The sequence below is a fragment of the Bacillus sp. HMSC036E02 genome (genome assembly GCF_001836235.1).
Lineage (GTDB): Bacteria > Bacillota > Bacilli > Bacillales > Bacillaceae_G > Bacillus_A > Bacillus_A cereus.
The window spans coordinates 421,976-448,078 of sequence record NZ_KV827816.1; the positions used below are offsets into that span (position 1 = coordinate 421,976).

A 26,103-nucleotide genomic window follows, 5' to 3' on the forward strand; every position below is an offset into this window, starting at 1 on the left:
TAGCTTGTTTTTTATAAAACGCTTACTTTTGTTGAATTTTAAAAGTTCTGAATAAAAGTCCATTTCTGCTATTTGTATCACTTGTATGTCATCTGACTTATATAACAGTTTTTCTAAATAATCATTATTTCGTATTTTTATCCTATATATTCAAACCATCCTAATTTTCTGTATCATCCAAGTATAAGTATAAAATAATAACAGTTTTATTTTTAAATTTTTTTAGACATAAAAAAATGGTAACCCGCCGTTACCATTTTTTATAAAATTATCATTTTTCTACTGGGAATGATTTCAAATCCGTCGCTATTTCTGTATTAGAAAACAACTCTCTAGCCTCTTTCAATAATTCCTTATATGTATCTCCTTGATAGCGAGAACTAATGTGAGTTAATATTAGTCGCTTCGCATTTGCCTGAAGTGCAATGCTCGCAGCTTGCTTAGATGTAGAATGAAAATAATCATACGCTTGTTGCTCATCTTCTGCTGCGAAAGTCGCTTCATGGACAAGTACATCTGCATCTTGCGCAAGCTCCCTACTCGCTTCGCAATATCGCGTATCACCTAAGATAGTAATAATTCTTCCTTTTTGAGGTGGGCCGATAAACTCATTTCCATTTAATATCGTGCCATCCTCTAATTCAACTGCTTCACCATCTTTTAAACGTTTAAAGATTGGACCTGGTTTCACACCCATCTCAAGCAACTTATCAACTAAAAGAGCACCTTGTATATCTTTCTCTACAATACGATATCCAAAACATTCTATACCGTGTGACAATCTTTTCGTTTCTACATAAAATTCATTATCTTCAAATACGGTACCTTCTTCTGTTATCTCCACAACTTCAAGTGGATATTTCACATGTGTCGTACTTACCGATAATGCCACTTCAATAAATTGTTTAATTCCTTTCGGTCCATACACCGTTAAAGGCGTAGTTCCTCCTTGAAATGAACGACTACCTAATAAACCAGGCAATCCAAAAATATGATCGCCATGTAAATGCGTAATAAATATTTTTTCAATGCGGCGCGGACGTACAGATGTATGTAATATTTGATGTTGCGTGGCCTCGCCACAATCAAATAACCAAGTTTGTCCTCGTTCTTCTAACAATTGTAAAGCAATTGCTGAAACGTTCCTTCCTTTTGAAGGAACACCTGCACCAGTTCCTAAAAATACAAATTCCACTTTCTTTCCTCCAGCTCTAAATATACTCTATCTCTCATCTTACGGAATGTTATTTCAAATGGCAAATTGAATTTACATAACCAATCATCTAGACAACTATATAACACGAACATTATACTTAAAAAATTTAGCTATCGTTCGTGTTTTATGGTAAAATGATTATACTACATTTTAAGGGAGCGTTTTATTATGAAAGAAGTATTTCGTTTACAAACTGATTTTTCATCTTCATTTGATCGCTGGGTAAGTTCTTTCGTGTCTGATCACCCAGCACAATTAGAATGGACAACTTTAAAGGAATTAATCCATGAATATACAACATCACATACAAATGATACGTTACCAGCATATATTTCTTCAGCTTTAACATATTACGCCCAACGTGTTTCAACTACAAACAGTTCAGAGATTGTTATTTTTGAAAACCCTACAATCTCGTGATCTATAAATAAAAAAGCACTGGTTACAGTGCTTTTTTATTTATACTTATTTAGTAAATCGTCATATTCCGTCCAAAAGTTTGTATACATCCTTTGATCAAACTCATCTAAAATTATCTTGTCACTTGATTTATTAAATAATTCTTTTGCTTGTAGTGCAAAAGAAACAATTTGTCTTCTATATTCATTTTCATTCAATTCTATATGAAGTCCTTCATAGTATATAGCCTTTTGATCAGTAGAAATAACTTTGACAAAGTCCTTTAAAATCACGTTTTTACCTATATGGTTTATAGTCCAATGAATTGAAATTGGGCATCCTAACATTAGCATAGTGCCACATCCGTGCAAAATAAGCCCCTCTTCATTTTCAATATCACAAATATATTCTTTATCTAAAGTTCGTAACAAAGCTAAAGCTGATTCACTTATTCCCCATTCCTCATCCATACCTGCCTGCGTAATAATCGTTCCAGCCATATTTAAATATATTTCTCCATGAGAACATAAATCTTCCTGCTCATTAAACAACCATTTTTGATTCTTAATATTTATAATAAAATTTTGTGGTACCATTACAAATTCCCCTTTTATAAAAATATTTATTTTCCATATTATTTATAATCAATATCATGCATTTCATCCCATATATCTATTATAAATCCATTTAATATTTTAAAAACACAGATAAAAAAGATATTGACACTAAGATTTTACAGTGCTAACATCAACATGTAATTGAATATGGTCTCTGTTAGGTGAGGCTCCTGTATAGAGAAACGCTGCTGCCCAAAAATGTCGAGAGACGCCAATGGGTCAACAGGAAAGGTCGGAATGAAGGCCTTTTTTAACGTAGCTGGTTTCAGTACCTATGCTATACAGTGCTAAAACTCAACGAGGGAGAGGTGCATGTATTTTGTCATACACAAAAACTGTTTTTATTTATATCTACTAACAGTCTTTGTTGTGGACTCTTTTAACTGCGAATTCAGACCTTTACTCGTTTTGAGTAAAGGTCTTTTTACGTCTATATGCACCTTACTATGAAACAAACATAGCATATTCAGAAACTACTAAATTGTACGGAGGTGAGGAACAGTTGGCAATTGATGATTCGGCCCAGATACCCATACGTTTTACATTCATATTTCATCATGTAGGTAGGAAAGAAACTGTTCCTCACCATTTCAAATAGTTAGGTAACAGATTGTTTCCTCCTTCATGACAGAGGAGGAACTACCGATGTTTAATTTACAAAGACAAGAAACAAAGCATGCTTATGAGCAAGATAGCATGAAAACAAATAACGAATTATTAGTGGAGGTTGCAACACAAGATGTAAGCTCTGCGTTAAAACTTTTAGAAACAACACAAGATGGATTATCTAAACAAGAAGCGTCTCGTAGACTTTCTTTATATGGTCCGAATGAAATAGCTCATAATAAAATGGCGCCGTGGTACATTCAATTTCTATTGGCATTTAAAAATCCATTTATTTTCGTTTTATTAGCTCTTGGAGCACTCTCCTTTTTCACAGATGATATGCAAGGAACGATTGTCGTATCTGTAATGGTCCTACTTAGTGCAACGATTCGGTTCTCCCAAGAATTTCGTTCTCAAAAAGCTGCCGATAAGTTAAAAGCTATGGTTCGAACAACTGCGAGCGTATTTAGAATAAATGGATTTGTACATGAAACAAAAAATGTAAAGAATTTAAACCGAAATTACACAACAGAAATTCCAATTGAGGAACTTGTACCTGGCGATATTATTTCCCTTTCAGCTGGTGATATTGTTCCAGCTGATGTGCGTGTTGTATCCGCTAAAGATTTATTTGTTAATCAATCTTCTTTGACAGGGGAAGCACTTCCTGTAGAAAAATACGAACACTGCTACCATACAGAAAATAAGCATATCTTACCGAAAAACATGAAAAAAAATTACAATCCACTCGATATGGAAAACCTTTGTTTCATGGGAACAAATATTGTAAGTGGCAGCGCAAAAGCTGTTGTCATCTCAACAAGTACCGATACGTATTTCGGCTCTTTAGCAAATAAGGTAATTGGAAAGCGTGTAGAAACAAGCTTTGATAAAGGTGTAAACAAAGTAAGCTGGCTCTTAATTACATTCATGCTTATTATGGCACCTATTGTCCTTCTCATTAATGGATTCACAAAAGGAGATTGGCAAGAAGCTTTCTTCTTCGCTATTGCCGTTGCTGTTGGCCTTACACCTGAAATGTTACCAATGATTGTAACTGCTAATTTAGCTAAAGGTGCCGTTAACATGTCTAAACAAAAAGTAATTGTAAAACAGCTAAATTCTATTCAAAACTTAGGTGCTATGAACATTCTTTGTACAGATAAAACCGGAACTTTAACAGAAGATAAAGTGGTCCTTGTTCGTCACTTAGATCCCAAGGGAAATGAATGCAATCGCGTCTTGCAATTTGCCTATTTAAATAGTTTCTATCAAACTGGATTGAAAAATTTAATAGATAAAGCTGTTATTAAGCATACAGAGGAAAACAATAAATTTAATCCATCAGCTTTTCAAAAGCTAGATGAAATTCCATTCGATTTCGCCCGCCGGCGTATGTCAGTTATCGTAAAGGATATTTCAGGTGAACATACAATGGTTTGTAAAGGTGCCGTAGAAGAAATTTTATCAATTTGTAACTACACTGAAGTGGATGAAAAAATCGTTCCACTCACCGAGGAAATACGTTCAAATGTCAAAAAACTAAGTGAGACACTAAATAGTGAAGGTATGCGAGTTATTGCTGTGGCTTATAAAAAAGATAGAAGAATAAATGATACAGAGTACGCAGTAAAAGACGAAACTGATATGATTCTCAGTGGATATATCGGCTTTTTAGATCCACCGAAACCATCTGCAGCAGCTGCAATTCAAGCATTACAAAAACATGGTGTACAAGTGAAAATTTTAACTGGCGATAACGAAATTGTTACAAGAAAGGTTTGTAAAGAAGTTGGATTAGATATCGGCGAACCAATCCTCGGTTACGAGATTGATTCTTTACCAGATAAAGCATTAGCAAAACTTGCTGAAGAAACGACTGTATTTGCGAAGCTTAATCCAATGCAAAAATCTCGTATTATACACGCATTACAAGGAAATGGACACACTGTAGGTTACATGGGAGACGGCATTAACGATGCTGTAGCATTACGTGAAGCTGATGTCGGAATATCTGTTAATACTGCTACTGATATTGCGAAAGAAGCTTCCGATATTATTCTACTCGAAAAAAGTTTAACTATATTAGAAGCAGGTATTTTAGAAGGACGTACTACATTCGGAAATATTTTAAAATATATTAAGATGACAGCTAGCTCTAACTTCGGTAATGTGTTTAGCGTGTTAGTAGCAAGTGCTTTCATTCCTTTTTTACCGATGCTTGCCATTCATCTTTTAATTCAAAACTTACTTTATGATATTTCACAACTTTCTATTCCATGGGACAAAATGGATAAAGAGTTTCTAGAAAAACCACGAAAATGGGATACTGCAAACTTACGAAGCTTCATTATTTCTATCGGCCCAATTAGTTCCGTATTTGATATTATCACATACGTAGTCATGTGGAATGTATTTGGTGCAAATACACCGAGCGAGCAATCATTATTCCAGTCCGGTTGGTTTGTCGTTGGATTGTTAACACAAACTTTAATTGTTCACATGATAAGAACACAAAAGATTCCATTTATTCAAAGCACTGCATCAACACCAGTCGTTTTATTAACCGCTCTTATTATGGCAATCGGGATTTATATTCCATTCTCACCACTTGGTGCAGCCGTTGGTTTGCAAGCATTGCCACTTAACTACTTCCCTTGGTTAGTAGGAATACTATTAGGCTACGCTTTTTTAACACAGTTCCTAAAAAAGCTTTATATTAAAAAGTTTCATAGCTGGTTGTAAAAATAAGAATGAGTGGGTATTCCCCGCTCATTCTAAAAAACATAACACATATTTATATATGGAGGTGACCATGATGGTATGGTACGACATTGTATTCAGATTAGTTATCGCAATTATTGTAGGAGCTTGCATTGGAATGGAAAGACAATGGAGACACCGAATGGCTGGGTTACGGACAAATGCTCTCGTATCACTTGGTACCTGTATAATAGGAAAGGTGTCATGATTTTACTACTTCATGACACCTTCTACATAAATTTATTTTCTAACTTTTGTTGAAACGACTTCTCTTGCTTACGTAGTAGTTGACTACCTCGTTGTAAAATCGGTGTTCCATACTTATCATTAATTTGATCAATGACAGCAAGTAGTGGTTCTTTTTTCGCATCCTCTTCAAATGAAAACAAATCTAATTGTTTCACCGATTCTGTCTTCCACTCTATTTCAGTAGCTGTAACACCTAGTAAACGAACGGAATCACCATCCCAATGTTGCTTCCATAAACGGGATGCTGCTTGAAAAATATCGCGTTCTTCCCAAATTGCATTTTTCAATTGCTTACTCCGTGTTACTGTTCGCCTATCATGGTATTTAATCATAATTTGAATATTATAGCTGACAAGGGTTCGCTTTTGTAATCTTTTACTCACTGATTTTGATAAACGTTCTAACATATCAAGCAATTCTTTCTCTTCATCCATATCCTTTGAAAAAGTCATCGAGTTACCGACACTTTTATGTTGGCCCATTTGACTCGGATCCACTTCCCTATCATCCGTACCTTTTGCACGCTTTTGTAAATCAATACCGTGCTTCCCAATTTTAGCGCGAATGATATGCTCGTCTCCCTTCGCTAACTGTTCAATTGTATGTATATGAATTTCATTTAATTTTTCAGCTGTTTTTTCTCCAATCCCATGCATTGCTTCAACTGGAAGTGTCCAAATCATTTCTGGAATATCACGTTTTCGAAGTACGGTAATACCGAGAGGTTTTTTCATATCAGAAGCTGTTTTTGCTAGGAAAAGATTTGGAGCAATTCCGATACTACACGGAAGCTGCAACTCTGTTAATAGTGCTTGTTGAATCATCTTTGCTATTTCAAGAGGCGAACCAAGTGCGTAGCAATCTGTAATATCTAAATATCCTTCATCTATTGAGACTGGTTGTATCTTTTCTGTAAAACGGGAAAGGACTTGAAACATTTGAAATGAAGCTTCGCGATATAATGTGAAATTAGGACGCCTTACAACTAATTGCGGGCATAACCTTTTCGCTTCCCAAAGGGGCATCGTCGTACGTATTCCGTATTCTCTCGCCTCATAACTACATGTTATAATAATTCCTTTTCTCTCTTTTTCATTTCCAGCAACCGCTAATGGCTTTCCTTGTAATGATGGATCATGAGCAATTTCAACAGATGCGAAAAAGCAATTCATATCTACATGTAAAATAACACGACCATTTTTCGGATACATTTCTCGCATAGTACTCACTCCCTAATCAGAACGTTCGTTCTTTCATTATATCAAATTTTGCACAATAGTTATAATAATTACTTGTTCTTTTTTATAATCGATATATATGTGAAAGGGTCTGATTATGATGAGATCAGCTAATAAAGTGAAACTTTAATCAGCCTCACCAATCGGGTTTTTGCGGGCAGCAGGGCCCCCACTTAACTTCTTTACTTTCGCAGAATTTTGAGGTAGGGAGCTTACTGTCCGGCAAATAGCGGGATAAACTCAACTATACATTCCTTGTAGTTATATTAATCATTGCAATTAATTATTTACTACTTCCGATTTTCAATATGAATACGTTAGGATTATTCCTTCGTCTAGTACATGTAGCAACAACGTATATACTTCCATAGGTTTTCTTATATTGGCTTATACGTCTTGTCAAAGCAATCGAATCAAAATAAAAAGCGTGTAAATCACAATTGATTTACACGCTTTTTCTATTTCATTACTTCGCTACTTCTTCAATAATTGCAACAACTAATTCTGCTGTTTTTGCTAATTCTTCAACAGGAATCTTCTCGTTTGTTGTATGAATTTCTTCATAACCAACTGCTAAGTTAACTGTTGGGATACCATGTCCTGCAATTACGTTTGCATCACTTCCGCCACCACTTTGGTGAAGAGAAGGTGTACGACCAATTTTTTCAGCTGCACGTTTTGCAACTTCTACAACGTGATCGCCATCAGCAAATTTAAATCCTGGGTACATAACGTTTACTTCAACGTCTGCATGCCCGCCCATTTCTTTTGCAGTTGTTTCAAATGCTTCTTTCATTTTCGCAACTTGTGCTTCCATTTTCTCATTGATTAAAGAACGAGCTTCTGCAAAGATTTGTACATGATCGCAAACGATATTCGTTTGTGTACCACCTTCAAAACGCCCAATATTTGCAGTCGTTTCAGAGTCAATGCGACCAAGTGGCATCTTCGCAATTGCTTTCGCTGCGATAGTAATTGCAGATACACCTTTCTCCGGCGCTACACCAGCGTGAGCTGTTTTTCCGCGAATAATTGCGTTCACTTTCGCTTGTGTTGGAGCTGCAACAACGATTTCACCAACTTTTCCATCGCTATCTAATGCGTAGCCATATTTCGCTGTAATACGCTCACGGTCTAATGCTTTTGCACCAACAAGACCTGATTCTTCTCCGACTGTAATAATAAATTCAATTTTACCATGAGGGATATTTTTCTCTTTTAAAACACGGATTGCTTCGAACATTGATGCTAATCCAGCTTTATCATCCGCACCTAAAATTGTTGTACCATCTGATACGATATATCCATCTTTAATAGAAGGCTTAATTCCATTACCAGGAACTACTGTATCCATATGAGAAGTAAAGTAAATTGTATCAACACCATCTTTTGTTGCTGGTAAAGTACAAATTAAGTTACCTGCACCATGACCAGTTACAGCCATTGTGTCATCTTCAAATACTTCTACACCTAAATCTGTGAATTTCTTCGTTAATACTTTGCAGATTTCTGCTTCAAATTTCGTTTCAGAATCTACTTGTACTAATTCCATAAATTCATTTACTAAACGTTCTTGATTAATCATAAGACTGCGCCTCCTGCACTACCATTATGTATGTAACACTATTAATTATAACAGAATTTCGCAAAAGTTTCGAAATACAAGACAAAAAACAGATGGTTTACATGTCTAGATAACCATCTGCTTTCTATTACTCATTTAACAATACCCAGCGCATATGATCTTCCCACACGCCATTTACCATTAACATCTTCCTAGACACGCCTTCATATTGAAAACCTATCTTCGTTACTACTTGTATAGATGCTAAATTACGAGGCATAATCGGAGCTTCTATACGATGTAACTGAAATTCCCCAAAAGCAACTTGAATTGCTTTTCTAAGCGCTTCTGTCGTATACCCTTTGTTTAACTCTGCTTTATCTAATTTATAACTGAGTACACAAGATTGATAAATGCCACGAACGATTAAATTAAATGAAATACACCCAATTATTTTCGTATCATCACCCTTTTTAAAAATCCATAGTCTGATGATTTTCCCTTCTTCGAACTCTTTTCTATCCTTTTGCAACTTTTTCTTTTGATAATCTAGCGTAAAAAAATCATCCGGTCTATACTCTTCCCAAGCTTTTAAAAATTCACGATTTCTGTCGTAATATTGAAGAACTGTTTCAGCATACGACTCATCAATTTCCCTTAAGTATAAACGATCTGTTTCGTATATTTTCATCATCGTATCTCCATTCTTCAGCTTGCCCAACTAAAAATTAACAATATACCCTTTTACTATATTCTCTACACACTCTCAAATTTCCTGTTATATTTTGCAATCCCCTCCCGAATTTTGTCCTCACTCTCCCCTTGTCCATAATTTCATTTCTCGTTACAATGAAATTGTACTGATTTGCAAGGAGGTATAACGATGCATAAAAAAGCTCAAAAAGTTATGGTTTATGTGATGCTAATTTCTATGCTTGTAACAACATTACTTGCTGGCGCGAGTATGTTTTGGTAAAAAGGGCGATGTGTTCGTCCTTTTTTTACTTTTTACACATAACAAAATAAACCATCTCGACATCGAGATGGTTTATTTTATATAAAACACAATCGCTACAATACTAAAGGAAAATGACATTACAAGCGCTATTACAAAACTTGTATATTGTTTCTGCTGAAATGCCCCAATAACAAAAGTGAGATTAAGTAATGCCATACATACAATCGCTACAAGATAAGAACATATATTAAAAGTTGCCAATATGAATGTAATAACAAATAGAAATCCCATAAAAAACTGCATATACGAAAGTTTTGGATTCAAGTACATATGAGCAACCCCTTTATCTAATTTTATCTTTCTATACTCTCATTAACGCACGGTTATGTACACATGTCAAGACAACTTATTATAATAGAAAAAGCCAACCTTTTCGTTGGCTTTTTCATATGCAACGGCTCCTTTTTCTTTTGCCAATTGCTGAAATGATTTTTTCGATTTCACAATCCATACTTTCGTTCCAATTGGAATGCGATCAAACAAATATTCCACATCGTTTTTCTTCATTCTTATACACCCTTGTGAAATATACTTTCCAATTGAACTCGGTTGGTTTGTTCCATGTATTCCATATTTACTTCCATCAGTTCCTCTTGCATTAAATCCAATCCACCTTGACCCAAGTGGATTTTTTGGCGATCCACCTGGAATATCCTTCGCAATGTAATACGGATCCTTTGCTTTCATTACAACATCAAAATTTCCTTCTGGAGTTAATTCATTCGTTTTCCCTGTCGCTACTGGAAAAACCTTTTGAATCTTTCCATCGTCAATGTAAGCTAATTTATTCGTTGCTTTATTTACAATAATAAAAGTATCTCCGGCACGTGGATTATCCCCAAGAGGCCAAATCGGCGATAAAGAAAGACATAATATGATAGAGAGAAGATACGGCATAGATAATTCCTACCTTCTATATAAGTTCTTTTATATTATCCTTTCCCTTAAAGCGACTTTTAATGAGTAAATATTGTTCCATTTCATACACAAGTTGAACAAGTTTCGCACGTATCTCAAATTCTTCGCGTGTAGCTGGCAATGGCATGTCTCTAAATAATCCCCTCATTTCTTGAAGCTGCCTTAAGGAAATAACGCCAGTACTCTCAGGGCTAATAGCATTACCAATGTTTTCAACAACATCTGCAATCATGTCAGCTTGTTCATATGTCCACGATAAAGAAGCTGCTAGTGGTATCATTCGCTCTAAAATTTCGAATTGTTGCATACGCATATTAAAATAACGATAGTAATAATCATCTTCTCGCATAAATGCATTCTCAAGTTTTTTAAACGATAAATCTCTTGCTTCATTTAACATATTCTCGGTTTCAATGAGTTCTGCTCCACTCCAACTACTTTCTCGATTTCGTAAATACACAACCATTTCAAACAAAATCGTTTTAAAATTATTCTCTATTTTATCCTGATACTCTTTTAGCTTATTTTCACTACTCGGCATATACATATTTACTAATAACGCCACGCTAATCCCTATCGTTAATATAGCAATTTCATTTCCAACTATAAGCCATGTAATTTGCTTCAATGAATATAGATGCATAACAATAACTGAACTCGTGACAATACCTTCTTGAATTTTAAGCATTACTGCAGTCGGAATAAATGTAAGTAACAATATGCTAATTGCAAGTGGTGTATAGCCAATCGTTTCAAAAATACAAAACGCGAATGCCATTGATAATACACACGCTAGAAAACGATGTAACGACACTTGAAGTGATTTGCGCTTCGTATTTTGTACACATAAAATAACTAAAATGCCTGCTGAACTATAAAATTCTAACCCTAATAACTGAGCAATAAAAACTGCCGCACCTGTCCCTATTGCTGTTTTTACTGTACGATATCCAATTTTAAACATATCATTACTCCTATATGTATAAACGTATTTACAGCTAGTATAAAAAAAGGATGACACAATGTCATCCTTTTCTACTTATTATTCACATAACCTTTTCATATTACAATATTTTTTGTAAAAATTGTTGCGCACGTTCACTTTTCGGCGCTGCAAAAAATTCTTCTGGCGCACTATCTTCTACAAGCTTTCCTCCGTCCAAGAAAAGAACACGATCTGCCACTTCTTTTGCAAAGCCCATTTCATGTGTAACGATAGCCATCGTCATTCCTGTCGTAACTAACGATTTCATAACTTCTAACACTTCTTTCACCATCTCTGGATCTAGCGCCGATGTCGGTTCATCAAATAACATAACTTCCGGTTCCATCGCTAACGCTCTTGCAATTGCTACACGTTGCTTTTGTCCTCCCGAAAGACGATTTGGATACGTATCTTTTTTATCTACTAATCCAACCTTTTCTAAAAGTTTCTCAGCTTTCTTTTCAGCTTCTTGCTTCGTTACCCCTTTTACATTGATAGGAGCATACGTAATATTTTCTAATACAGTCATATGAGGAAATAAGTGAAAATGTTGAAATACCATACCGACATTTTCACGAACATGCATAACATTCGTTTTCGGATTCGTTACTTCTTCCGTCCCAATCCAAATGTGACCATCCGTTGGTGCTTCTAACATATTCATACAACGTAAAAATGTTGATTTTCCTGATCCAGAAGGCCCTATAATTGCGACTACTTCCCCTTTTTCAATTGTTGTTGTAATTCCTTTTAATACTTCGTTTTTACCAAATGATTTATGAAGGTTTTCAATTTTAATCACTTTTCTTCATTCTCCCTTCAATTGCCTTCCCGACTAATGTAAGAATAATGACTAACATATAATAAATCAGTCCAACAAAAAGTAATGGTTCAAGATATTTAAATGTCTCACCGCCTACAATGTAAGCACGACGCATTAAATCAGTCGCGCCTATTACTGTTACTACAGCCGATTCTTTCGTAAGTGTCGCAAATTCGTTCACAAGCGCTGGTAATATATTTTTTAATGCTTGAGGGAAAATAATATTTCTCATCATTTTTCCGTACGGTATCCCTAAAGCCATTGCTGCTTCTGTTTGTCCTTTATCAACCGCTTGAATACCAGCACGAATTACTTCTGACATGTATGCACCTGAATTTAAGCTAAATGCAAGTACAGCAGCTAAAAATGCTGGTATTTCATAACCAATTATTTGTGGGACGCCGAAATAAATAATCATTAATTGCAATACAAGGGGTGTACCACGAAAAATTGATGTATAAAAATCTGCTGCTATATTTAATGCTCGTATTCTAGCAATTTTACAAAGTGCTAATAGCGTTCCTAAAATAAATCCTGCTAAAGCTGATACTGCTACAATTTTCAAAGTAACTTCTAAACCTTTTAGTATATATGGTATCGAAGGCGTAATCGCCGAAAAATCTAAGTTCATTCTTTTCATTCCCCTCACAGAAAAGTGAAAGGCAGCTTATTTTCCGCTGCCAAACCATTTCTTCACTAATTTATCCATTTCTCCATTTTCTTGCATTTTTTTAATTACTTTATTAAATTCAGCTGTTTTATCACTGTTTTTCGGAAGGGCAATTGCTGCTCCAACTTCTTCTGGTGCTTCTTTAATTTCAATTCCTTGTAAATCTTTCATTTTCTCTAAATAATTTTTAGCAACTGTATCTTCTATAATTGCAGCGTCAAAACGACCAGCTTTAATTTCTTGTACGATTTCTGGTATACGGTCACGTCCCTCAACTTGGAAATCTACTTGTTTTTTAAATTCTGCAGCTTTCTCTTCTTGAATAGACCCTGTTTGTACCCCTACTTTTTTCCCTTTTAAATCCTCTACAGATTTAATGTTAGAATCCTTTTTAGAAACGACCATATTTTTCGCAACAAAATAAATATCTGTAAAATCAACATTATTTTTACGCTCTGCAGTTGGCGTCATACCTGCCATTACGAAATCAACTTTTCCTGAACTAAGAGATGCTAATAAACCACCAAAATCCATATCTTTCACTTTCACTTCATACCCAAGTTCTTTTCCGATATATTTAGCAACATCAACATCAAAGCCAATAATTTCATCGCTCTTTGACGCATCTACATATTCATAAGGTTTATAATCTGCTGAAGTTCCCATTACGAGTACTTTTTTATTTCCTTTTGTTTCTTTCGATTCCCCATTACTACAAGCGCTGAATATACTTACAATTAAAATAAGTGCAAACGATATTGATACTAACTTCTTCATCTTTCTTCCCCCTAATAATGTATATTTAAAAGTTTAATAGAATATTTATTCGATGTTTGTATTGTATCAGCACTTTTATTTTTATGCAATATATAAAATAAAAATAAATAATATAACAATACAAATGCTGTTTGTTATGTATAAAATGATGCATAAAATAACATAACTATGCATATCTCAGAAATTTTAATAATAAATAAAAAAGGCGGCACATCCACTTGATTGTGGACGTGCCGCCTTTTCTCTTATTTTTTATAGTTCTTCACAATTCTCTTCGAAATACGATTGTAATTTCGCAATAACTTGCATCGGTTCATGACCTTCAATTTCATGACGCTCTACCATCGTTACAATTTTTCCATCTTTTAATAAAGCAAATGATGGAGAAGAAGGTGGGTACCCTTCGAAATATTCACGCGCTCTTGCTGTCGCTTCTTTATCTTGACCTGCAAACACCGTTACAAGGTGGTTAGGACGTTTATCATAATGTACGGAATGCGCAGCAGCAGGACGAGCAATACCACCTGCACAACCACATACAGAGTTTACCATTACAAGTGTTGTTCCATTTCTTTTAAACGCTTCTTCTACCGCTTCTGGCGTCGTCAATTCTGTATATCCAGCAGAGACAATCTCTTCACGCGCTTGGCGGACAACATCATTCATAAAAAAGTTAAAATTAATCACTCTTTTCCCTCCTCTAAAACTACCTATTTGTATCTTACCAGTTAATGTTTATGAAATACAAGTAAGTTTACTTGTATTTAAGTATAGAAAAGGTGTTAGAGCTCTTGCTCTAACACCTTTTCTTTAATGACCACGATGTTTTTGCTTTGCTTTTTGTACTTTCATTAAACGTCTTCTTTCTTTTTCAGCTTCTCGCTTCTCTTTAGACTGCAGTTTCTTTTCTTGTTTATGCAATTCATAAGATAAACTAATCGCCTCTTGCGCCTTAGTAAAACGTTTAATAGTTGTTTCTTTTGCTGCTTGTCGTATGATACGCTTTATGTTTTTAGGACGCTGTTTTTCTTTAACTTCTACACCACATTTTGCAAAGTGCTGAAAATGCTCTAAAAGTGAACCATTCACAAACATAAGCACTTCTTCATCTGACGGTTCCGCCCCAAAAATATACCTCGCCCCATACAATTTCCCTTTTTCTTTACATGTAATGATTCCAACAAAAAATTGGCCATCGTGATATACTGTCAAATCCATTGACAGCCCCTCCTTTAAAAGATTAGAAATACGGGACATCCCGGAGGGGAAGGTTACTGACATGAAATCATGCGTCTGGACTACCAACCAGAGCTGTGTTTTTGTATTTCTTTCACTATTATTATATCTTTTTTTCCATAATCTTCATATATTCAGCAATCATTTTTTTATGCGATCCTACAATATAGTCAGGTAGTTCTGTTACTGAAAAGAATTTAAGCTGAACTGCTTCTTCTTTATTCATAACAAAATCCCCTTCGTATTCATCCGTATAATAGGCGGTTGTTACAGATTGAAATTCATCACCGTTTTCTAATTTTGTAAAGTAGTTCGCTCCAGAAAATACATTGATTAGTCGCAAGTTCTTCACTTTTATTCCTGTCTCTTCATATACTTAACGATAAGCTGTTTCTTCTGGTGATTCACTAAGCTCCATTAGCCCGCCAGGTAGCCCCCATTTTCCGTACGGCTCTGTCCGCTGCTGCAATAAAACATATCCATTTTCATTTATAACGAGTACAACAGCACCAACTAAAATTAAAGGGCGATGACCAACTATTTTTCGTAATTCTTCTACATATCCCACCGTATCGCCTCCTTTTTCGTTGTCCACACTATTGTATCATATGTACGAAACGACAAAATGCGTATATTTTTCATTTTTTTAACAAAATATTTATTTTATGTGATTCATCTACTGTAGCTAACATAATAGATTCGACTTCTGTACTCTCCTCTAGAAATTCTCTCGCCCACGCTTCTGTTTTTCCTAATAATGCAAGAACATCTTTCTGTATCCTCCCATCCTTTACTAATACAAAAGAAACTGGAGATTTTTTTCCCGCCACTTTAAGATCAAGCCGCGAAACTGCTTCATATTCTGGATACCGAAATATAGAAACGACACCGTTTGCTTCCCATAACGCTAATTTAATCGTTTGAATATCGCTCACATTTCGCATACGAAGTTCCGAAAACAAATATTCCAAGGTAATTCTCGCCTTTTTCAAATTGCTAAAATCAATGGAACCATTGTGTATAAGAATAATAGGTGCAGGCTCTAAAAAGCGTCTCCATCTATCCCATTTCAGCATTAAAACTGAGCTTATAATATGAAGTACAACAAGTATGAACGTTGTAATCATCGATCCCAGTAACCCTACTTTTTCATCAGACAATGCGTTAGAAATATTCCCACCAAGCAATAACACTAATACAACATCTAAAAAACGAAGTTGTGCGATAGACCTTTGCCCCATCGCTTTCGCAACTAATATTAAAAATATGTATGCTATAATAGCCCGAATAACCCATTCACTAGTAGAAAGATGTCGTGCTCCTTCAAAAATATGCATATGCATCACTTTGCACTCCTTACCCGTCTCAAACTGCTATCCTGTTTAGTTTGCAACGTTTATGAGCATATATGTAAAAAAGCTGGTTCGTTTAAAAACGAACCAGCTTTTTTTACTTAACTGAAAACATATATTTTTTATAAGTTTTCCGTACCGATAATATGAGCCCCATCATAATCATATTTGAGAATAAGGAACTTCCCCCATACGATAAGAAAGGTAATGCAATACCTTTTACAGGCATTAATCCAACGATCATACCGATGTTTTGGAATATTTGAACTGTTAATATACCGATTGATCCAGCGCATAATAATGTACCAAATAAATTATCAGCGGAATAACCAATAATAATTGTTCGATATAGTAGTAATAGGAACAAGAAGACAACTAAGGCTGCTACGATAAATCCACCTTCTTCGGCAATTGTAGCGAAAATAAAGTCAGTATGCTTCTCTGGGATATAGACGCTTCCTCCACCGTATCCTTTACCTTCCATTCCTCCACTACCTACAGCTAAAATCGATTGTTGCGTTTGATAACCTTGATCTGCATTTTCAAATGGATTTAACCAACCTACAATACGCGACTGTTGGTGAGGTTTTAGTAAAGTAACTAACTTATTATAGAAAAAATCTGGATACTTAAAGAAAATAAATATTAAAGCAGATAATATGGTCAACGGAATAACTGTACATAATGCTATCAATTTCTTTTGAATACCTGACATAAATAAAATACATGCAATAGCAGCAGCATATAAGAACACCATACCTGTATCCGGTTGGCTATATACAACAGCCATAGGCGGAAGAGAAACTAGCATAATTTTACCTACTAATTTTAAATCCGTTTGGAATGTCCTCGCCATATACTGCGCATTATGTTTCACAGCTATGCTTGCTACTACAAGAAGCAATGCAATTTTGAAAAACTCCGACGGCTGAATTTGTCCAAGTACTGGAAAAACGAACCATCTTTTTGCACCTAATTTTTCAGGTGTGAAGGTGGAAACCGGTAGTATTTTCAAAAGAATAAGTGAACCAAACCCGGCAATATAAAGTGGCCAAGATAATTTTTGCAATTGATCTAAGTCGATGCTTGCAACAAGAAGTAACAATACAACCCCAATTATGTAGTTAACACCTTGTTTCATAGCAAAGTTTGCAGCTCCATACTGTCCCGTTTGCTGACTGCTATATATAGCAGCTATACTCGTCACACATAGTGCACACAAAATTAAAATTAATTTTACATCTAAACTTTTTAGAAACTCGGTACTTCTTTTCATGACATCCTCCTGAAACATTGTTACGGCAAAAATAAAAAACCAGGAGTCAACATTCTTCATGTTTTGACGACTGATTACACATTATCTATAAAACACTTATATAGAATAACTCTCTTTTTCATACAATACAATATATTATACTACAGTTTCGTCAGTAAGATTTGCCAAAAAAATTATTCTTTTCTTATTTTATATCCATATACCATATATCAGCAATGTATTTTCGTAAATTCCTAATACATAATCGTTTATTGTAAGATTACTGGGAAAGATATTTATACATATAGTAGGATGTAGATGAAGAAATAAGATAATAAAAAGCTCGCATAAGCGAGCTTTTTATTAATATACAGATGTATTGTTTTCTGACATGTTTTCTAAAATTTCTTTAACACGTCCTAAGAACTTACCACAAATTAAACCATCAAGTACTCGGTGATCAAGTGATAAACATAAGTTAACCATATCACGAGCACCGAACATTCCGTTATCCATAATTACTGGGCGTTTTACAATTGATTCAACTTGTAAAATAGCTGCTTGCGGGTAATTAATAATACCCATAGATTGAACAGAACCGAATGATCCTGTGTTATTAATTGTAAATGTTCCACCTTGCATTTCGTCTGCTTTTAACGATTTCGTACGTACTTTTCCTGCAAGTTCTGTAATTTCACGAGCGATACCTTTAATTGTTTTCTCGTCCGCTTGCTTAATTACTGGTACAAATAGTTCTTCCTCTGTTGCAACAGCGATAGAAAGGTTAATATCTTTCTTCTGAACAATTTTATCGCCAGCCCACATTGAATTAATTTGAGGATACTCTTTTAACGCTTGTGCTACTGCTTTTACGAAGAAAGCAAAGAACGTTAAGTTAAAGCCTTCACGCTTCTTAAAGTCACCTTTAATTGAGTTACGGTATGACACAAGGTTTGTCACATCTACTTCAATCATCATCCAAGCATGTGGTGCTTCGTGTTTACTACGTAACATGTTTGCTGCGATTGCTTTACGCACACCTGTTACTGGAATTTCGATATCTCCAGGCATTGTAGGTACAGAAACTGGTTTCGCAGCTTCTACTTTTTGCGCTACTGGTGCTGCTTTTGGTGCTTCTGGGCGAGCTTCTACTACTGCCGCTACAGCTTCCTCTTTCTTCGCCGCACCTGCTTGTGGGATATTTCCAGATTCCACTAGCTTTAAAATATCTTTACGAGTGATACGGCCGTTTGCTCCCGTACCTTCTACTAGATCTAAATCAACGTTATGCTCACCTGCAAGCTTTAACACAGCTGGTGAAAAACGTGGTTTTCCATCAGTTGGTTGTTTTACTTTCGGTGCTTTTTCAGACGTAGCTACTTCTGCCTTTGATTCTTCTTTTGTTTTTTCCTCAACAGCTGTTGCTGCTACTTCATCTGCGCCTTCTACTTGAATAACACAAACTACTTCACCTACAGCTAACGTATCACCTTCACCAGCGATTAACTCTTTCACAACACCCGTGAAAGAAGATGGTACTTCAGCATTTACTTTATCAGTCATTACTTCTGCAAGCGGATCATACTTATTTACGTGATCGCCAACATTAACGAGCCATTTACTAATTGTTCCCTCTGTAACGCTCTCCCCGAGCTGAGGCATTGTAATATTTTCTACAGCCATGTATAGTCCCCCCGATTAAAATTCCGCAAGTTCACGCATTGCTTTTTCAACTTTATCTGGATTTACCATAAAGAATTTTTCCATTGTTGGTGCATATGGCATTGCTGGAACGTCTGGACCTGCAAGACGTGCGATTGGCGCATCTAAATCAAATAGACAGTTTTCAGCGATAATTGCTGCCACTTCACTCATAATGCTTCCTTCTTTATTGTCTTCTGTTACAAGAAGAACTTTACCTGTTTTAGAAGCTGCTTCAATGATTGCTTCTTTATCTAATGGATATACAGTACGTAAATCAAGAATGTGTGCAGAGATGCCATCTTGTGCTAATTTTTCAGCCGCTTGAAGAGCAAAATGAACACATAATCCGTACGTGATAACTGTAATATCATCACCTTCACGTTTTACATCTGCTTTTCCGATTGGTAATACGTAGTCATCCTCCGGTACTTCACCTTTAATTAAACGATATGCACGTTTATGTTCAAAGAATAATACTGGATCTTCATCACGAATGGCTGCTTTTAATAAGCCTTTTGCATCATATGGTGTAGAAGGGATAACGATTTTTAAACCTGGTTGGTTTGCAAACATCGCTTCTACAGATTGTGAATGATACAATGCACCGTGAACACCCCCGCCAAATGGTGCACGGATTGTAACTGGACAAGTCCAATCATTATTAGAACGATAACGAATTTTTGCTGCCTCAGAAACAATTTGGTTTACTGCTGGCATGATGAAATCAGCAAACTGCATTTCAGCGATTGGACGCATACCATACATTGCTGCACCAATTGCTACCCCAGCAATTGCAGATTCTGCAAGCGGTGCATCAAGCGCACGATCTTCACCAAATTGATCATACAAACCGTGTGTCGCTTTAAACACGCCACCTTTTTTACCAACATCTTCTCCTAAAACGAATACTTTCTCATCGCGTTCCATTTCTTCGCGCATTGCTAATGTAATAGCATCAATATAAGACATTACAGCCATGAAACGTTCCCCCCTATTCTGCGTATACGTGCTTCAATGCATCTTCAGGTGCTGCATACGGAGCATTTTCTGCATATTCTGTTGCTTCATTTACGATATGCATAATTTCGTCTAACATTTGTTTTTCGGATTCCTCAGTTAACACACCAGCTTCTTTTAAATAAGCTGCGAATGTTATAATTGAATCTTTTTTCTTTGCTTCTTCTACTTCTTCTTTATCACGATAAACACGATCATCATCGTCACTAGAATGTGCTGTTAAACGATATGATACTGTTTCAATTAAAGTTGGTCCTTCACCACGACGACCGCGATCTGCTGCTTCTTTTACAGCTTTATATACTGCAAGTGGATCGTTTCCGTCTATTGTATATCCAGGCATACCGTAACCAATCGCACGATCTGATACGTTTTTACATGCTAATTGTTTTTCAACTGGAATAGAGATTGCATATTTGTTATTTTCACACATAAAAATAACAGGTAGTTTGTGTACACCAGCAAAGTTTGCCCCTTCATGGAAGTCACCTTGGTTTGAAGAACCTTCTCCAAATGTAACGAACGTTACTAAATCTTTCTTCTCCATTTTTCCAGCTAGTGCAATACCAACTGCATGTGGTACTTGTGTTGTTACTGGGGATGAACCTGTAACAATACGATTTTTCTTTTGACCGAAGTGACCAGGCATTTGACGACCACCAGAGTTTGGATCTCCAGCTTTCGCAAAAGCAGACAACATAAGCTCTTTAGCTGTCATACCAAATGCTAGTACAACACCCATATCACGGTAGTATGGTAATGCATAATCTTTCTCTCTATCAAGAGCGAACGCCGCTCCAACTTGTGCAGCCTCTTGTCCTTGACAAGAAATTACGAATGGAATTTTACCAGCGCGGTTTAATAACCACATACGTTCGTCAATTTTACGTGCAAGTAACATCGTACGGAACATTTCTAATACTTGCTCATCACTTAAGCCAAGCTCTTCATGGCGCTTTTCTTTTACTTCTGCCATTTTTCATAACCTCCTAAATCCACATTTTTATGCGTGTAACGCTCTTCCATCTACAGCAAGTGCTGCTTCACCAATCGCCTCAGATAATGATGGATGCGGATGAATTGTATGTGCTACTTCCCAAGGTGTTGCATCAAGTACTCTTGCAAGACCCGCTTCAGAAATCATATCTGTTACATGTGGTCCAATCATATGAACACCAAGAATGTCATTTGTCTCTTCATCAACTACAAGTTTTACGAAACCATCTGATTCTCCGTATACAAGTGCTTTTCCGATTGCGCGGAATGAGAACTTACCTACTTTTAACTTATAGCCTTTTTCTTTCGCTTCTTGTTCTGTTAAACCGACAGAAGCAACTTCTGGACTGCTATATACGCATTTTGATACCATAGAGTAATCAATTGGTGTAACTTCTTTCCCTGCAATATGTTCTACTGCAGCAATTCCTTCATGAGAAGCAACATGAGCAAGTTGCAGGCCACCGATTACATCTCCAATTGCGTAAATATGCGATTCTTTCGTTTGATAAAACTCATTTGTTTGAATGTATCCTTTTTCCACAACGATATCTGTGTTCTCTAAGCCAATATTTTGCGTATTCGCTTGTCTTCCTACAGATACAAGCATTTTTTCTGCTTTAAATTCTTTATTTTCACCGTTGTGTTCAGCTTGGATTGTTACTCCATTATCTTTTACCAATGTTTCTGGTAATACTTTTGCACCAGTTACCACTTTAATACCTTTTTTCTTAAATAGACGTTGCATTTCTTTTGAAACGTCTTGATCTTCTAGTGGTAATATTGTTTTTGCATACTCTAATACTGTAACTTCTACACCGAAGTCAGCAAGCATAGATGCCCACTCAATACCGATTACACCGCCACCAACGATAATAATCGAACTAGGAAGCGTTTCCATTTTTAGGGCATGATCTGAAGACATTACGTACTCTCCGTCTAATTCTAAACCTGGTAATGAATTTGGACGAGAACCTGTTGCAATAAGTACATTTTTTGGAATTAACATTTCATTCTCTTCTCCACTTGCAAGTTCAACTGAAATTGTCCCTGGCATCGGAGAGAAAATAGATGGGCCAAGAATACGGCCAATACCTTCAAACACATCAATTTTACCTTGTTTCATTAAGTGTTGAACGCCTTTATGAAGCTGCGTTACAATCTTCTCTTTACGCTCTTGTACTTTCGCAAAGTTTAGTTCTACATTGCTTGCAATAACTCCGAACTCTTCGCTTTTTTTAGCAGTTGCATATACTTCCGCACTACGTAAAAGAGCTTTACTAGGGATACATCCTTTGTGTAAACAAGTACCACCAAGATTTTCTTTTTCGACTAGTGCAGTTTTTAACCCTAGTTGTGATGCACGAATTGCAGCAACATATCCACCAGTACCGCCGCCAACGATGACTAAATCATATTCTTTTGCCATTATCTCAACCCCTAGCTACCGTTTCTTTTTCACGTACAACGTATTCTTTTGGAGCTTCTTCTTCACGTAATACACGAAGTGCTCCTTCTGCTAACGCTTCTAACTCATCTTCGCCTGGATGTACGATAACATCTGCAATCCAGTCCACTCGCTCTTTTATTTCATCGACAAGAATTTTACTGTATGCCAGTCCACCAGTTAATACGATTGCATCGATTTTCCCGTGAAGTACAGCGCTAGCTCCGCCAATCTCTTTTGCAACTTGATATGCCATTGCTTTATAAATAAGAGTTGCTTCAGGATCACCTTTTTCAACCATTTTCTCTACTTTAATCGCATCATTTGTACCGATTAAACTTACAAGTCCACCTTGTCCGACAAGCTTTTTAATCATTTCATCTCGGTAATACTCACCAGAGAAACACATTTCTACTAGTTGCCCTACTGGCACTGTACCAGCACGCTCTGGACTAAATGGTCCTTCTCCGTTTAAACCGTTATTCACATCGATTACTCTTCCTTTTTTATGAGCACCAACTGTAATACCACCGCCCATATGTGTAACTAATAAATTTAAATCCTCATATTTGTGGTTTAACTGTTCGGCTACTTTACGAGCAACTGCTTTTTGATTTAATGCATGGAAGATACTTTTACGTTCCATACCAGCAATACCACTTATACGAGCAACTGGCTCCATCTCATCTACAACGACAGGATCCACAATAAATGCAGGAATGTTTAATCCAGAAGCAATTTCATATGCTAAAATGCCTCCAAGGTTTGAAGCGTGATGACCGCTAAACCCATTTTTTAAATCTTCTAACATCGCATCGTTTACTGTATACGTACCGCCTTCGATTGGACGAAGTAATCCACCACGTCCACAAACAGCGTTTAATTTTGAAATGTTAATACCATGAGAATGTAGAACTTCTAAAATCGTTTCTTTTCGAAACTCATATTGGTCGATAATTCGCTTGTATTTCCCAATCTGTTCTACGTCATGACGAATCGTTTCTTCTAAAACGGGTCTTTCATTATCAAAAACACCAATTTTTGTGGATGTACTACCTGGGTTAATAACAAGAATTCGATTTACAGACAATGTTGCTACCTCCACTAATAAATTCAAAAGGAAGTGGAAACCTCATAAGAGGTAACCACGCCTTTTGTAAAAGTTATATATGAATGATTAGCGACGGCTAATAATATCGTGACCGTTGCGTAAGTAAGTGCTACGAGAATTTTTCAAGCTTGCAATGCGCTCTTCAGCTAGACGATCTGCCGCTACATAAGTTGCTATGCCATCGCGTTTTGAAATTTCGATTACTTTTGCAATTGTGTCATAAATAGACTCAACACGTTTTAGTGCACGTTCTCTATTGTATCCATATAATTCGTCTGCTACGTTAATTACGCCACCTGCATTAATTACATAATCTGGTGCGTATACAATACCCATTTCATGAATGATGTCACCGTGACGATTTTCTTTTAATTGGTTATTTGCAGAACCTGCGATTACTTTTGCTTTAAGTTGTGGAATAGTTTCATCATTAACTGTTGCGCCTAATGCACATGGTGCGTAAATATCGCATTCAACACCATAAATTTCATTTGGTTCAACTGCTGATGCACCGAATTCTTCTACAGCACGTTGTACAGCTTCTTTATTAATATCTGTAACGATTAATTTTGCTCCTTCAGCGTGTAAATGTTTGCATAGGTGATATGCTACGTTACCAACGCCTTGAACAGCAATTACTTTTCCTTCTAAATTGTCAGTACCGAAAGCTTCTTTTGCAGCTGCTTTCATACCACGGTAAACACCGTATGCAGTTACTGGAGATGGGTTACCAGAAGAACCGAATGATGGTGAGATACCTGTTACAAAGTCAGTTTCTTCATGGATAATATCCATATCATCTACTGTTGTACCAACATCTTCAGCTGTAATGTAACGTCCGTTTAGTCCTTGGATATAACGTCCTAGTGCACGGAACATTGCTTCGCTCTTATCTTTACGAGGATCACCGATAATTACTGTTTTCGCACCACCTAAGTTTAAACCAGCTGCTGCGTTTTTGTATGTCATCCCTTTTGCAAGACGCAATGCATCTTCAATCGCCGCTTCTTCAGAATCATATGTCCACATTCTTGTTCCACCAAGAGCCGGTCCAAGTGTTGTATCATGAATTGCAATAATTGCTTTTAAACCAGATTCTTTATCTTGACAAAATACTACTTGCTCATAATCATATTTTTCTAAGTATTCGAAGATTTCTAATGTCATTGTCGTTTCCCCCTAATGTTTTACCCTTTTTGGTTTATTTTGAAGCAGTCGCAACTGCCAATGCTAATGAATATACTTTTGTTTCTGCTGAATCAGCACGAGATGTTAAAACAATCGGTGCTTTTGCGCCAGCAATCATTGCTCCTACTTTTGCATCCGCAAAGTATACGAGTGATTTATATAGCACATTTCCAGCTTCAATCGTTGGGACGAGTAAAATATCTGCCTTACCTGCTACATCACTTACTATGCCTTTATGCTCTGCTGCAATTTGTGATACTGCATTATCTAAAGCAAGTGGTCCATCAACGATACAATCTTTAATTTGTCCGCGGCGATTCATTTGTGTTAACATCGCTGCATCAATTGTCGCCTGCATCGCTGGATTCACAACTTCTACTGCTGCGATTGGTGCCACTTTGGGCAAGTCGATTCCTATTGCCTGGGCAACTTCTACAGTATTTTGTATAATAGCAGCTTTTTGTGTTACGTCAGGTGCGATGTTCATCGCTGCATCTGTAACGAAAATAAGACGGTCGTAATTTTGAACTTCAAATGCTGCTACATGTGAAAGTACGCTACCTTTACGTAGGCCCCACTCTTTGTTTAACACAGCCTTCAAAATATTCGCTGTTGGGATGTTCCCCTTCATAAGCACATCTGCTTCACCATTTCTCACAGCTTTAACAGAAAGTTCTGCAGCTTCAGCACTAGACATTGTTGCAATCACTTCAACATGTTCTGAAGTTTGTAAACCATGTTCTTGTAGCATCCCCATTATTTTTTCTTGATTTCCATATAGACGAAATTGAGCTAGCTGTAATTTAATTGCTTTCGCTACAGCTTCAATTACTTCATGATCTTCAGCTACTGCTACAGCCACAGTTTTTTTAGGCTTTCCTGCTGCTTGATCAATTAAGTATTCTAACTTCATATTTTGTAATCAACCCTTTCCGTCGTCCCTCGTCTATTTAT

At 36.3% G+C, this 26,103-nt stretch carries 25 protein-coding genes, 2 pseudogenes and 1 riboswitch; of the genes and pseudogenes, 4 read left to right on the forward strand and 23 right to left on the reverse strand.

Annotation, left to right across the window (positions count from 1 at the left end):
- Positions 1 to 271: 271 nt before the first annotated feature.
- Positions 272 to 1,195, reverse strand: coding sequence for a ribonuclease Z (gene rnz, locus HMPREF2590_RS06555; RefSeq protein WP_000397453.1), 924 nt, complete (start codon positions 1,193 to 1,195; stop codon positions 272 to 274).
- A 189-nt stretch (positions 1,196 to 1,384) separates the two neighbouring features.
- Between rnz and HMPREF2590_RS06560 the strand changes: the two genes are divergently transcribed.
- Positions 1,385 to 1,636, forward strand: a complete 252-nt coding sequence (locus HMPREF2590_RS06560; RefSeq protein ID WP_000665709.1) for a DUF3932 family protein — start codon at positions 1,385 to 1,387, stop codon at positions 1,634 to 1,636.
- Positions 1,637 to 1,671: 35 nt separating this feature from the next.
- Here the strand turns inward: HMPREF2590_RS06560 and HMPREF2590_RS06565 are convergent, their stop codons facing one another.
- Positions 1,672 to 2,211, reverse strand: a complete 540-nt coding sequence (locus tag HMPREF2590_RS06565; protein WP_000249066.1) for a hypothetical protein — start codon at positions 2,209 to 2,211, stop codon at positions 1,672 to 1,674.
- A 167-nt stretch (positions 2,212 to 2,378) separates the two neighbouring features.
- Positions 2,379 to 2,546, forward strand: a riboswitch (M-box (ykoK) riboswitch).
- Between the two features lie 331 nt (positions 2,547 to 2,877).
- Here HMPREF2590_RS06565 and mgtA point away from each other — a divergent pair.
- Positions 2,878 to 5,583 carry a magnesium-translocating P-type ATPase gene (gene mgtA / locus HMPREF2590_RS06570; RefSeq protein WP_000482690.1) on the forward strand — a complete coding sequence of 902 codons (2,706 nt, stop codon included), beginning with the start codon at positions 2,878 to 2,880 and terminating at the stop codon, positions 5,581 to 5,583.
- A 73-nt stretch (positions 5,584 to 5,656) separates the two neighbouring features.
- Positions 5,657 to 5,791: pseudogene (locus HMPREF2590_RS28595) on the forward strand (MgtC/SapB family protein); the annotation flags it as partial.
- A gap of 40 nt (positions 5,792 to 5,831) precedes the next feature.
- On the opposite strand, the gene HMPREF2590_RS06575 reads toward HMPREF2590_RS28595, so the two are convergent.
- The 3 genes from HMPREF2590_RS06575 to HMPREF2590_RS06585 form a co-directional block, all read right to left on the reverse strand.
- Positions 5,832 to 7,070, reverse strand: coding sequence for a DNA polymerase IV (locus HMPREF2590_RS06575; protein WP_001208860.1), 1,239 nt, complete (start codon positions 7,068 to 7,070; stop codon positions 5,832 to 5,834).
- A 484-nt stretch (positions 7,071 to 7,554) separates the two neighbouring features.
- Positions 7,555 to 8,673 (reverse strand): tripeptidase T, encoded by a 1,119-nt coding sequence (locus HMPREF2590_RS06580; RefSeq protein ID WP_000609803.1) that lies wholly within the window; start codon positions 8,671 to 8,673, stop codon positions 7,555 to 7,557.
- A 127-nt stretch (positions 8,674 to 8,800) separates the two neighbouring features.
- Positions 8,801 to 9,346: a GNAT family N-acetyltransferase gene (locus HMPREF2590_RS06585; protein WP_001987197.1), complete on the reverse strand. Its 546-nt coding sequence runs from the start codon at positions 9,344 to 9,346 to the stop codon at positions 8,801 to 8,803.
- Positions 9,347 to 9,535: 189 nt separating this feature from the next.
- Between HMPREF2590_RS06585 and prli42 the strand changes: the two genes are divergently transcribed.
- Complete coding sequence (gene prli42, locus HMPREF2590_RS30285) at positions 9,536 to 9,628, forward strand: stressosome-associated protein Prli42 (RefSeq protein ID WP_000549040.1); 93 nt, start codon at positions 9,536 to 9,538, stop codon at positions 9,626 to 9,628.
- Positions 9,629 to 9,700: 72 nt separating this feature from the next.
- Here the strand turns inward: prli42 and HMPREF2590_RS06595 are convergent, their stop codons facing one another.
- From HMPREF2590_RS06595 to yqiS, 18 genes and pseudogenes are all read right to left on the reverse strand, one after another.
- On the reverse strand, positions 9,701 to 9,940 hold the full coding sequence (locus tag HMPREF2590_RS06595; protein ID WP_000281167.1) for a DUF3894 domain-containing protein: 240 nt from the start codon (positions 9,938 to 9,940) through the stop codon (positions 9,701 to 9,703).
- A 66-nt stretch (positions 9,941 to 10,006) separates the two neighbouring features.
- Positions 10,007 to 10,567, reverse strand: coding sequence for a L,D-transpeptidase (locus HMPREF2590_RS06600; protein ID WP_001146570.1), 561 nt, complete (start codon positions 10,565 to 10,567; stop codon positions 10,007 to 10,009).
- A 16-nt stretch (positions 10,568 to 10,583) separates the two neighbouring features.
- The gene (locus HMPREF2590_RS06605) at positions 10,584 to 11,552 is read right to left on the reverse strand and encodes an aromatic acid exporter family protein (RefSeq protein ID WP_000472666.1); all 969 of its coding nucleotides are present in this window, start codon (positions 11,550 to 11,552) and stop codon (positions 10,584 to 10,586) included.
- 100 nt (positions 11,553 to 11,652) lie between these two features.
- Positions 11,653 to 12,375 (reverse strand): amino acid ABC transporter ATP-binding protein, encoded by a 723-nt coding sequence (locus HMPREF2590_RS06610; protein ID WP_000590202.1) that lies wholly within the window; start codon positions 12,373 to 12,375, stop codon positions 11,653 to 11,655.
- Positions 12,368 to 13,027, reverse strand: a complete 660-nt coding sequence (locus HMPREF2590_RS06615; protein WP_001046915.1) for an amino acid ABC transporter permease — start codon at positions 13,025 to 13,027, stop codon at positions 12,368 to 12,370. Before HMPREF2590_RS06615 ends, HMPREF2590_RS06610 begins: the two co-directional genes overlap by 8 nt.
- Before the next feature lie 36 nt (positions 13,028 to 13,063).
- Positions 13,064 to 13,843, reverse strand: coding sequence for a transporter substrate-binding domain-containing protein (locus tag HMPREF2590_RS06620; RefSeq protein ID WP_000737673.1), 780 nt, complete (start codon positions 13,841 to 13,843; stop codon positions 13,064 to 13,066).
- A gap of 252 nt (positions 13,844 to 14,095) precedes the next feature.
- Complete coding sequence (locus HMPREF2590_RS06630; protein ID WP_001979317.1) at positions 14,096 to 14,509, reverse strand: BrxA/BrxB family bacilliredoxin; 414 nt, start codon at positions 14,507 to 14,509, stop codon at positions 14,096 to 14,098.
- Between the two features lie 144 nt (positions 14,510 to 14,653).
- The gene (locus HMPREF2590_RS06635) at positions 14,654 to 15,061 is read right to left on the reverse strand and encodes a YjdF family protein (RefSeq protein ID WP_000366585.1); all 408 of its coding nucleotides are present in this window, start codon (positions 15,059 to 15,061) and stop codon (positions 14,654 to 14,656) included.
- 121 nt (positions 15,062 to 15,182) lie between these two features.
- Positions 15,183 to 15,647 (reverse strand): annotated as a pseudogene (locus HMPREF2590_RS06640) (NUDIX hydrolase).
- 70 nt (positions 15,648 to 15,717) lie between these two features.
- The gene (locus tag HMPREF2590_RS06645; protein ID WP_000550978.1) at positions 15,718 to 16,422 is read right to left on the reverse strand and encodes a DUF421 domain-containing protein; all 705 of its coding nucleotides are present in this window, start codon (positions 16,420 to 16,422) and stop codon (positions 15,718 to 15,720) included.
- A gap of 106 nt (positions 16,423 to 16,528) precedes the next feature.
- Positions 16,529 to 17,707, reverse strand: a complete 1,179-nt coding sequence (locus HMPREF2590_RS06650) for an FtsW/RodA/SpoVE family cell cycle protein (RefSeq protein WP_000831182.1) — start codon at positions 17,705 to 17,707, stop codon at positions 16,529 to 16,531.
- A gap of 342 nt (positions 17,708 to 18,049) precedes the next feature.
- Entirely contained in the window at positions 18,050 to 19,369 is a 1,320-nt protein-coding gene (locus tag HMPREF2590_RS06660) for a dihydrolipoamide acetyltransferase family protein (protein WP_000257681.1), read from the reverse strand.
- Between the two features lie 15 nt (positions 19,370 to 19,384).
- The gene (bfmBAB, locus tag HMPREF2590_RS06665) at positions 19,385 to 20,368 is read right to left on the reverse strand and encodes a 3-methyl-2-oxobutanoate dehydrogenase subunit beta (RefSeq protein WP_000290071.1); all 984 of its coding nucleotides are present in this window, start codon (positions 20,366 to 20,368) and stop codon (positions 19,385 to 19,387) included.
- A 13-nt stretch (positions 20,369 to 20,381) separates the two neighbouring features.
- A complete protein-coding gene (gene bfmBAA / locus HMPREF2590_RS06670; RefSeq protein WP_000852551.1) occupies positions 20,382 to 21,383 on the reverse strand; it encodes a 3-methyl-2-oxobutanoate dehydrogenase subunit alpha in 1,002 nt (333 codons plus the stop codon).
- Positions 21,384 to 21,410: 27 nt separating this feature from the next.
- A complete protein-coding gene (gene lpdA, locus HMPREF2590_RS06675) occupies positions 21,411 to 22,832 on the reverse strand; it encodes a dihydrolipoyl dehydrogenase (protein ID WP_001051289.1) in 1,422 nt (473 codons plus the stop codon).
- 4 nt (positions 22,833 to 22,836) lie between these two features.
- Positions 22,837 to 23,940: a butyrate kinase gene (gene buk, locus HMPREF2590_RS06680; protein ID WP_000115780.1), complete on the reverse strand. Its 1,104-nt coding sequence runs from the start codon at positions 23,938 to 23,940 to the stop codon at positions 22,837 to 22,839.
- 87 nt (positions 23,941 to 24,027) lie between these two features.
- Positions 24,028 to 25,128, reverse strand: coding sequence for a leucine dehydrogenase (locus HMPREF2590_RS06685; protein ID WP_000171357.1), 1,101 nt, complete (start codon positions 25,126 to 25,128; stop codon positions 24,028 to 24,030).
- 34 nt (positions 25,129 to 25,162) lie between these two features.
- Positions 25,163 to 26,062 carry a phosphate butyryltransferase gene (gene yqiS, locus HMPREF2590_RS06690; protein WP_000764672.1) on the reverse strand — a complete coding sequence of 300 codons (900 nt, stop codon included), beginning with the start codon at positions 26,060 to 26,062 and terminating at the stop codon, positions 25,163 to 25,165.
- Positions 26,063 to 26,103 lie beyond the last annotated feature (41 nt).

What these genes read in the sequence shown, in the direction of transcription:
- HMPREF2590_RS06615 (WP_001046915.1), bottom strand. Translation starts at nt 13,027, where the DNA reads ATGAACTTAGATTTTTCGGCGATTACGCCTTCGATACCATATATACTA.
- HMPREF2590_RS06585 (WP_001987197.1), bottom strand. Translation starts at nt 9,346, where the DNA reads ATGATGAAAATATACGAAACAGATCGTTTATACTTAAGGGAAATTGAT.
- HMPREF2590_RS06605 (WP_000472666.1), bottom strand. Translation starts at nt 11,552, where the DNA reads ATGTTTAAAATTGGATATCGTACAGTAAAAACAGCAATAGGGACAGGT.
- HMPREF2590_RS06620 (WP_000737673.1), bottom strand. Translation starts at nt 13,843, where the DNA reads ATGAAGAAGTTAGTATCAATATCGTTTGCACTTATTTTAATTGTAAGT.
- HMPREF2590_RS06595 (WP_000281167.1), bottom strand. Translation starts at nt 9,940, where the DNA reads ATGTACTTGAATCCAAAACTTTCGTATATGCAGTTTTTTATGGGATTT.
- HMPREF2590_RS06635 (WP_000366585.1), bottom strand. Translation starts at nt 15,061, where the DNA reads ATGGATTTGACAGTATATCACGATGGCCAATTTTTTGTTGGAATCATT.
- HMPREF2590_RS06560 (WP_000665709.1), top strand. Translation starts at nt 1,385, where the DNA reads ATGAAAGAAGTATTTCGTTTACAAACTGATTTTTCATCTTCATTTGAT.
- HMPREF2590_RS06630 (WP_001979317.1), bottom strand. Translation starts at nt 14,509, where the DNA reads ATGAATGATGTTGTCCGCCAAGCGCGTGAAGAGATTGTCTCTGCTGGA.
- HMPREF2590_RS06645 (WP_000550978.1), bottom strand. Translation starts at nt 16,422, where the DNA reads ATGCATATGCATATTTTTGAAGGAGCACGACATCTTTCTACTAGTGAA.
- mgtA (WP_000482690.1), top strand. Translation starts at nt 2,878, where the DNA reads ATGTTTAATTTACAAAGACAAGAAACAAAGCATGCTTATGAGCAAGAT.
- bfmBAB (WP_000290071.1), bottom strand. Translation starts at nt 20,368, where the DNA reads ATGGCTGTAATGTCTTATATTGATGCTATTACATTAGCAATGCGCGAA.
- HMPREF2590_RS06600 (WP_001146570.1), bottom strand. Translation starts at nt 10,567, where the DNA reads ATGCCGTATCTTCTCTCTATCATATTATGTCTTTCTTTATCGCCGATT.
- HMPREF2590_RS06575 (WP_001208860.1), bottom strand. Translation starts at nt 7,070, where the DNA reads ATGCGAGAAATGTATCCGAAAAATGGTCGTGTTATTTTACATGTAGAT.
- yqiS (WP_000764672.1), bottom strand. Translation starts at nt 26,062, where the DNA reads ATGAAGTTAGAATACTTAATTGATCAAGCAGCAGGAAAGCCTAAAAAA.
- HMPREF2590_RS06565 (WP_000249066.1), bottom strand. Translation starts at nt 2,211, where the DNA reads ATGGTACCACAAAATTTTATTATAAATATTAAGAATCAAAAATGGTTG.
- HMPREF2590_RS06580 (WP_000609803.1), bottom strand. Translation starts at nt 8,673, where the DNA reads ATGATTAATCAAGAACGTTTAGTAAATGAATTTATGGAATTAGTACAA.
- bfmBAA (WP_000852551.1), bottom strand. Translation starts at nt 21,383, where the DNA reads ATGGCAGAAGTAAAAGAAAAGCGCCATGAAGAGCTTGGCTTAAGTGAT.
- prli42 (WP_000549040.1), top strand. Translation starts at nt 9,536, where the DNA reads ATGCATAAAAAAGCTCAAAAAGTTATGGTTTATGTGATGCTAATTTCT.
- lpdA (WP_001051289.1), bottom strand. Translation starts at nt 22,832, where the DNA reads ATGGCAAAAGAATATGATTTAGTCATCGTTGGCGGCGGTACTGGTGGA.
- HMPREF2590_RS06650 (WP_000831182.1), bottom strand. Translation starts at nt 17,707, where the DNA reads ATGAAAAGAAGTACCGAGTTTCTAAAAAGTTTAGATGTAAAATTAATT.
- HMPREF2590_RS06660 (WP_000257681.1), bottom strand. Translation starts at nt 19,369, where the DNA reads ATGGCTGTAGAAAATATTACAATGCCTCAGCTCGGGGAGAGCGTTACA.
- HMPREF2590_RS06685 (WP_000171357.1), bottom strand. Translation starts at nt 25,128, where the DNA reads ATGACATTAGAAATCTTCGAATACTTAGAAAAATATGATTATGAGCAA.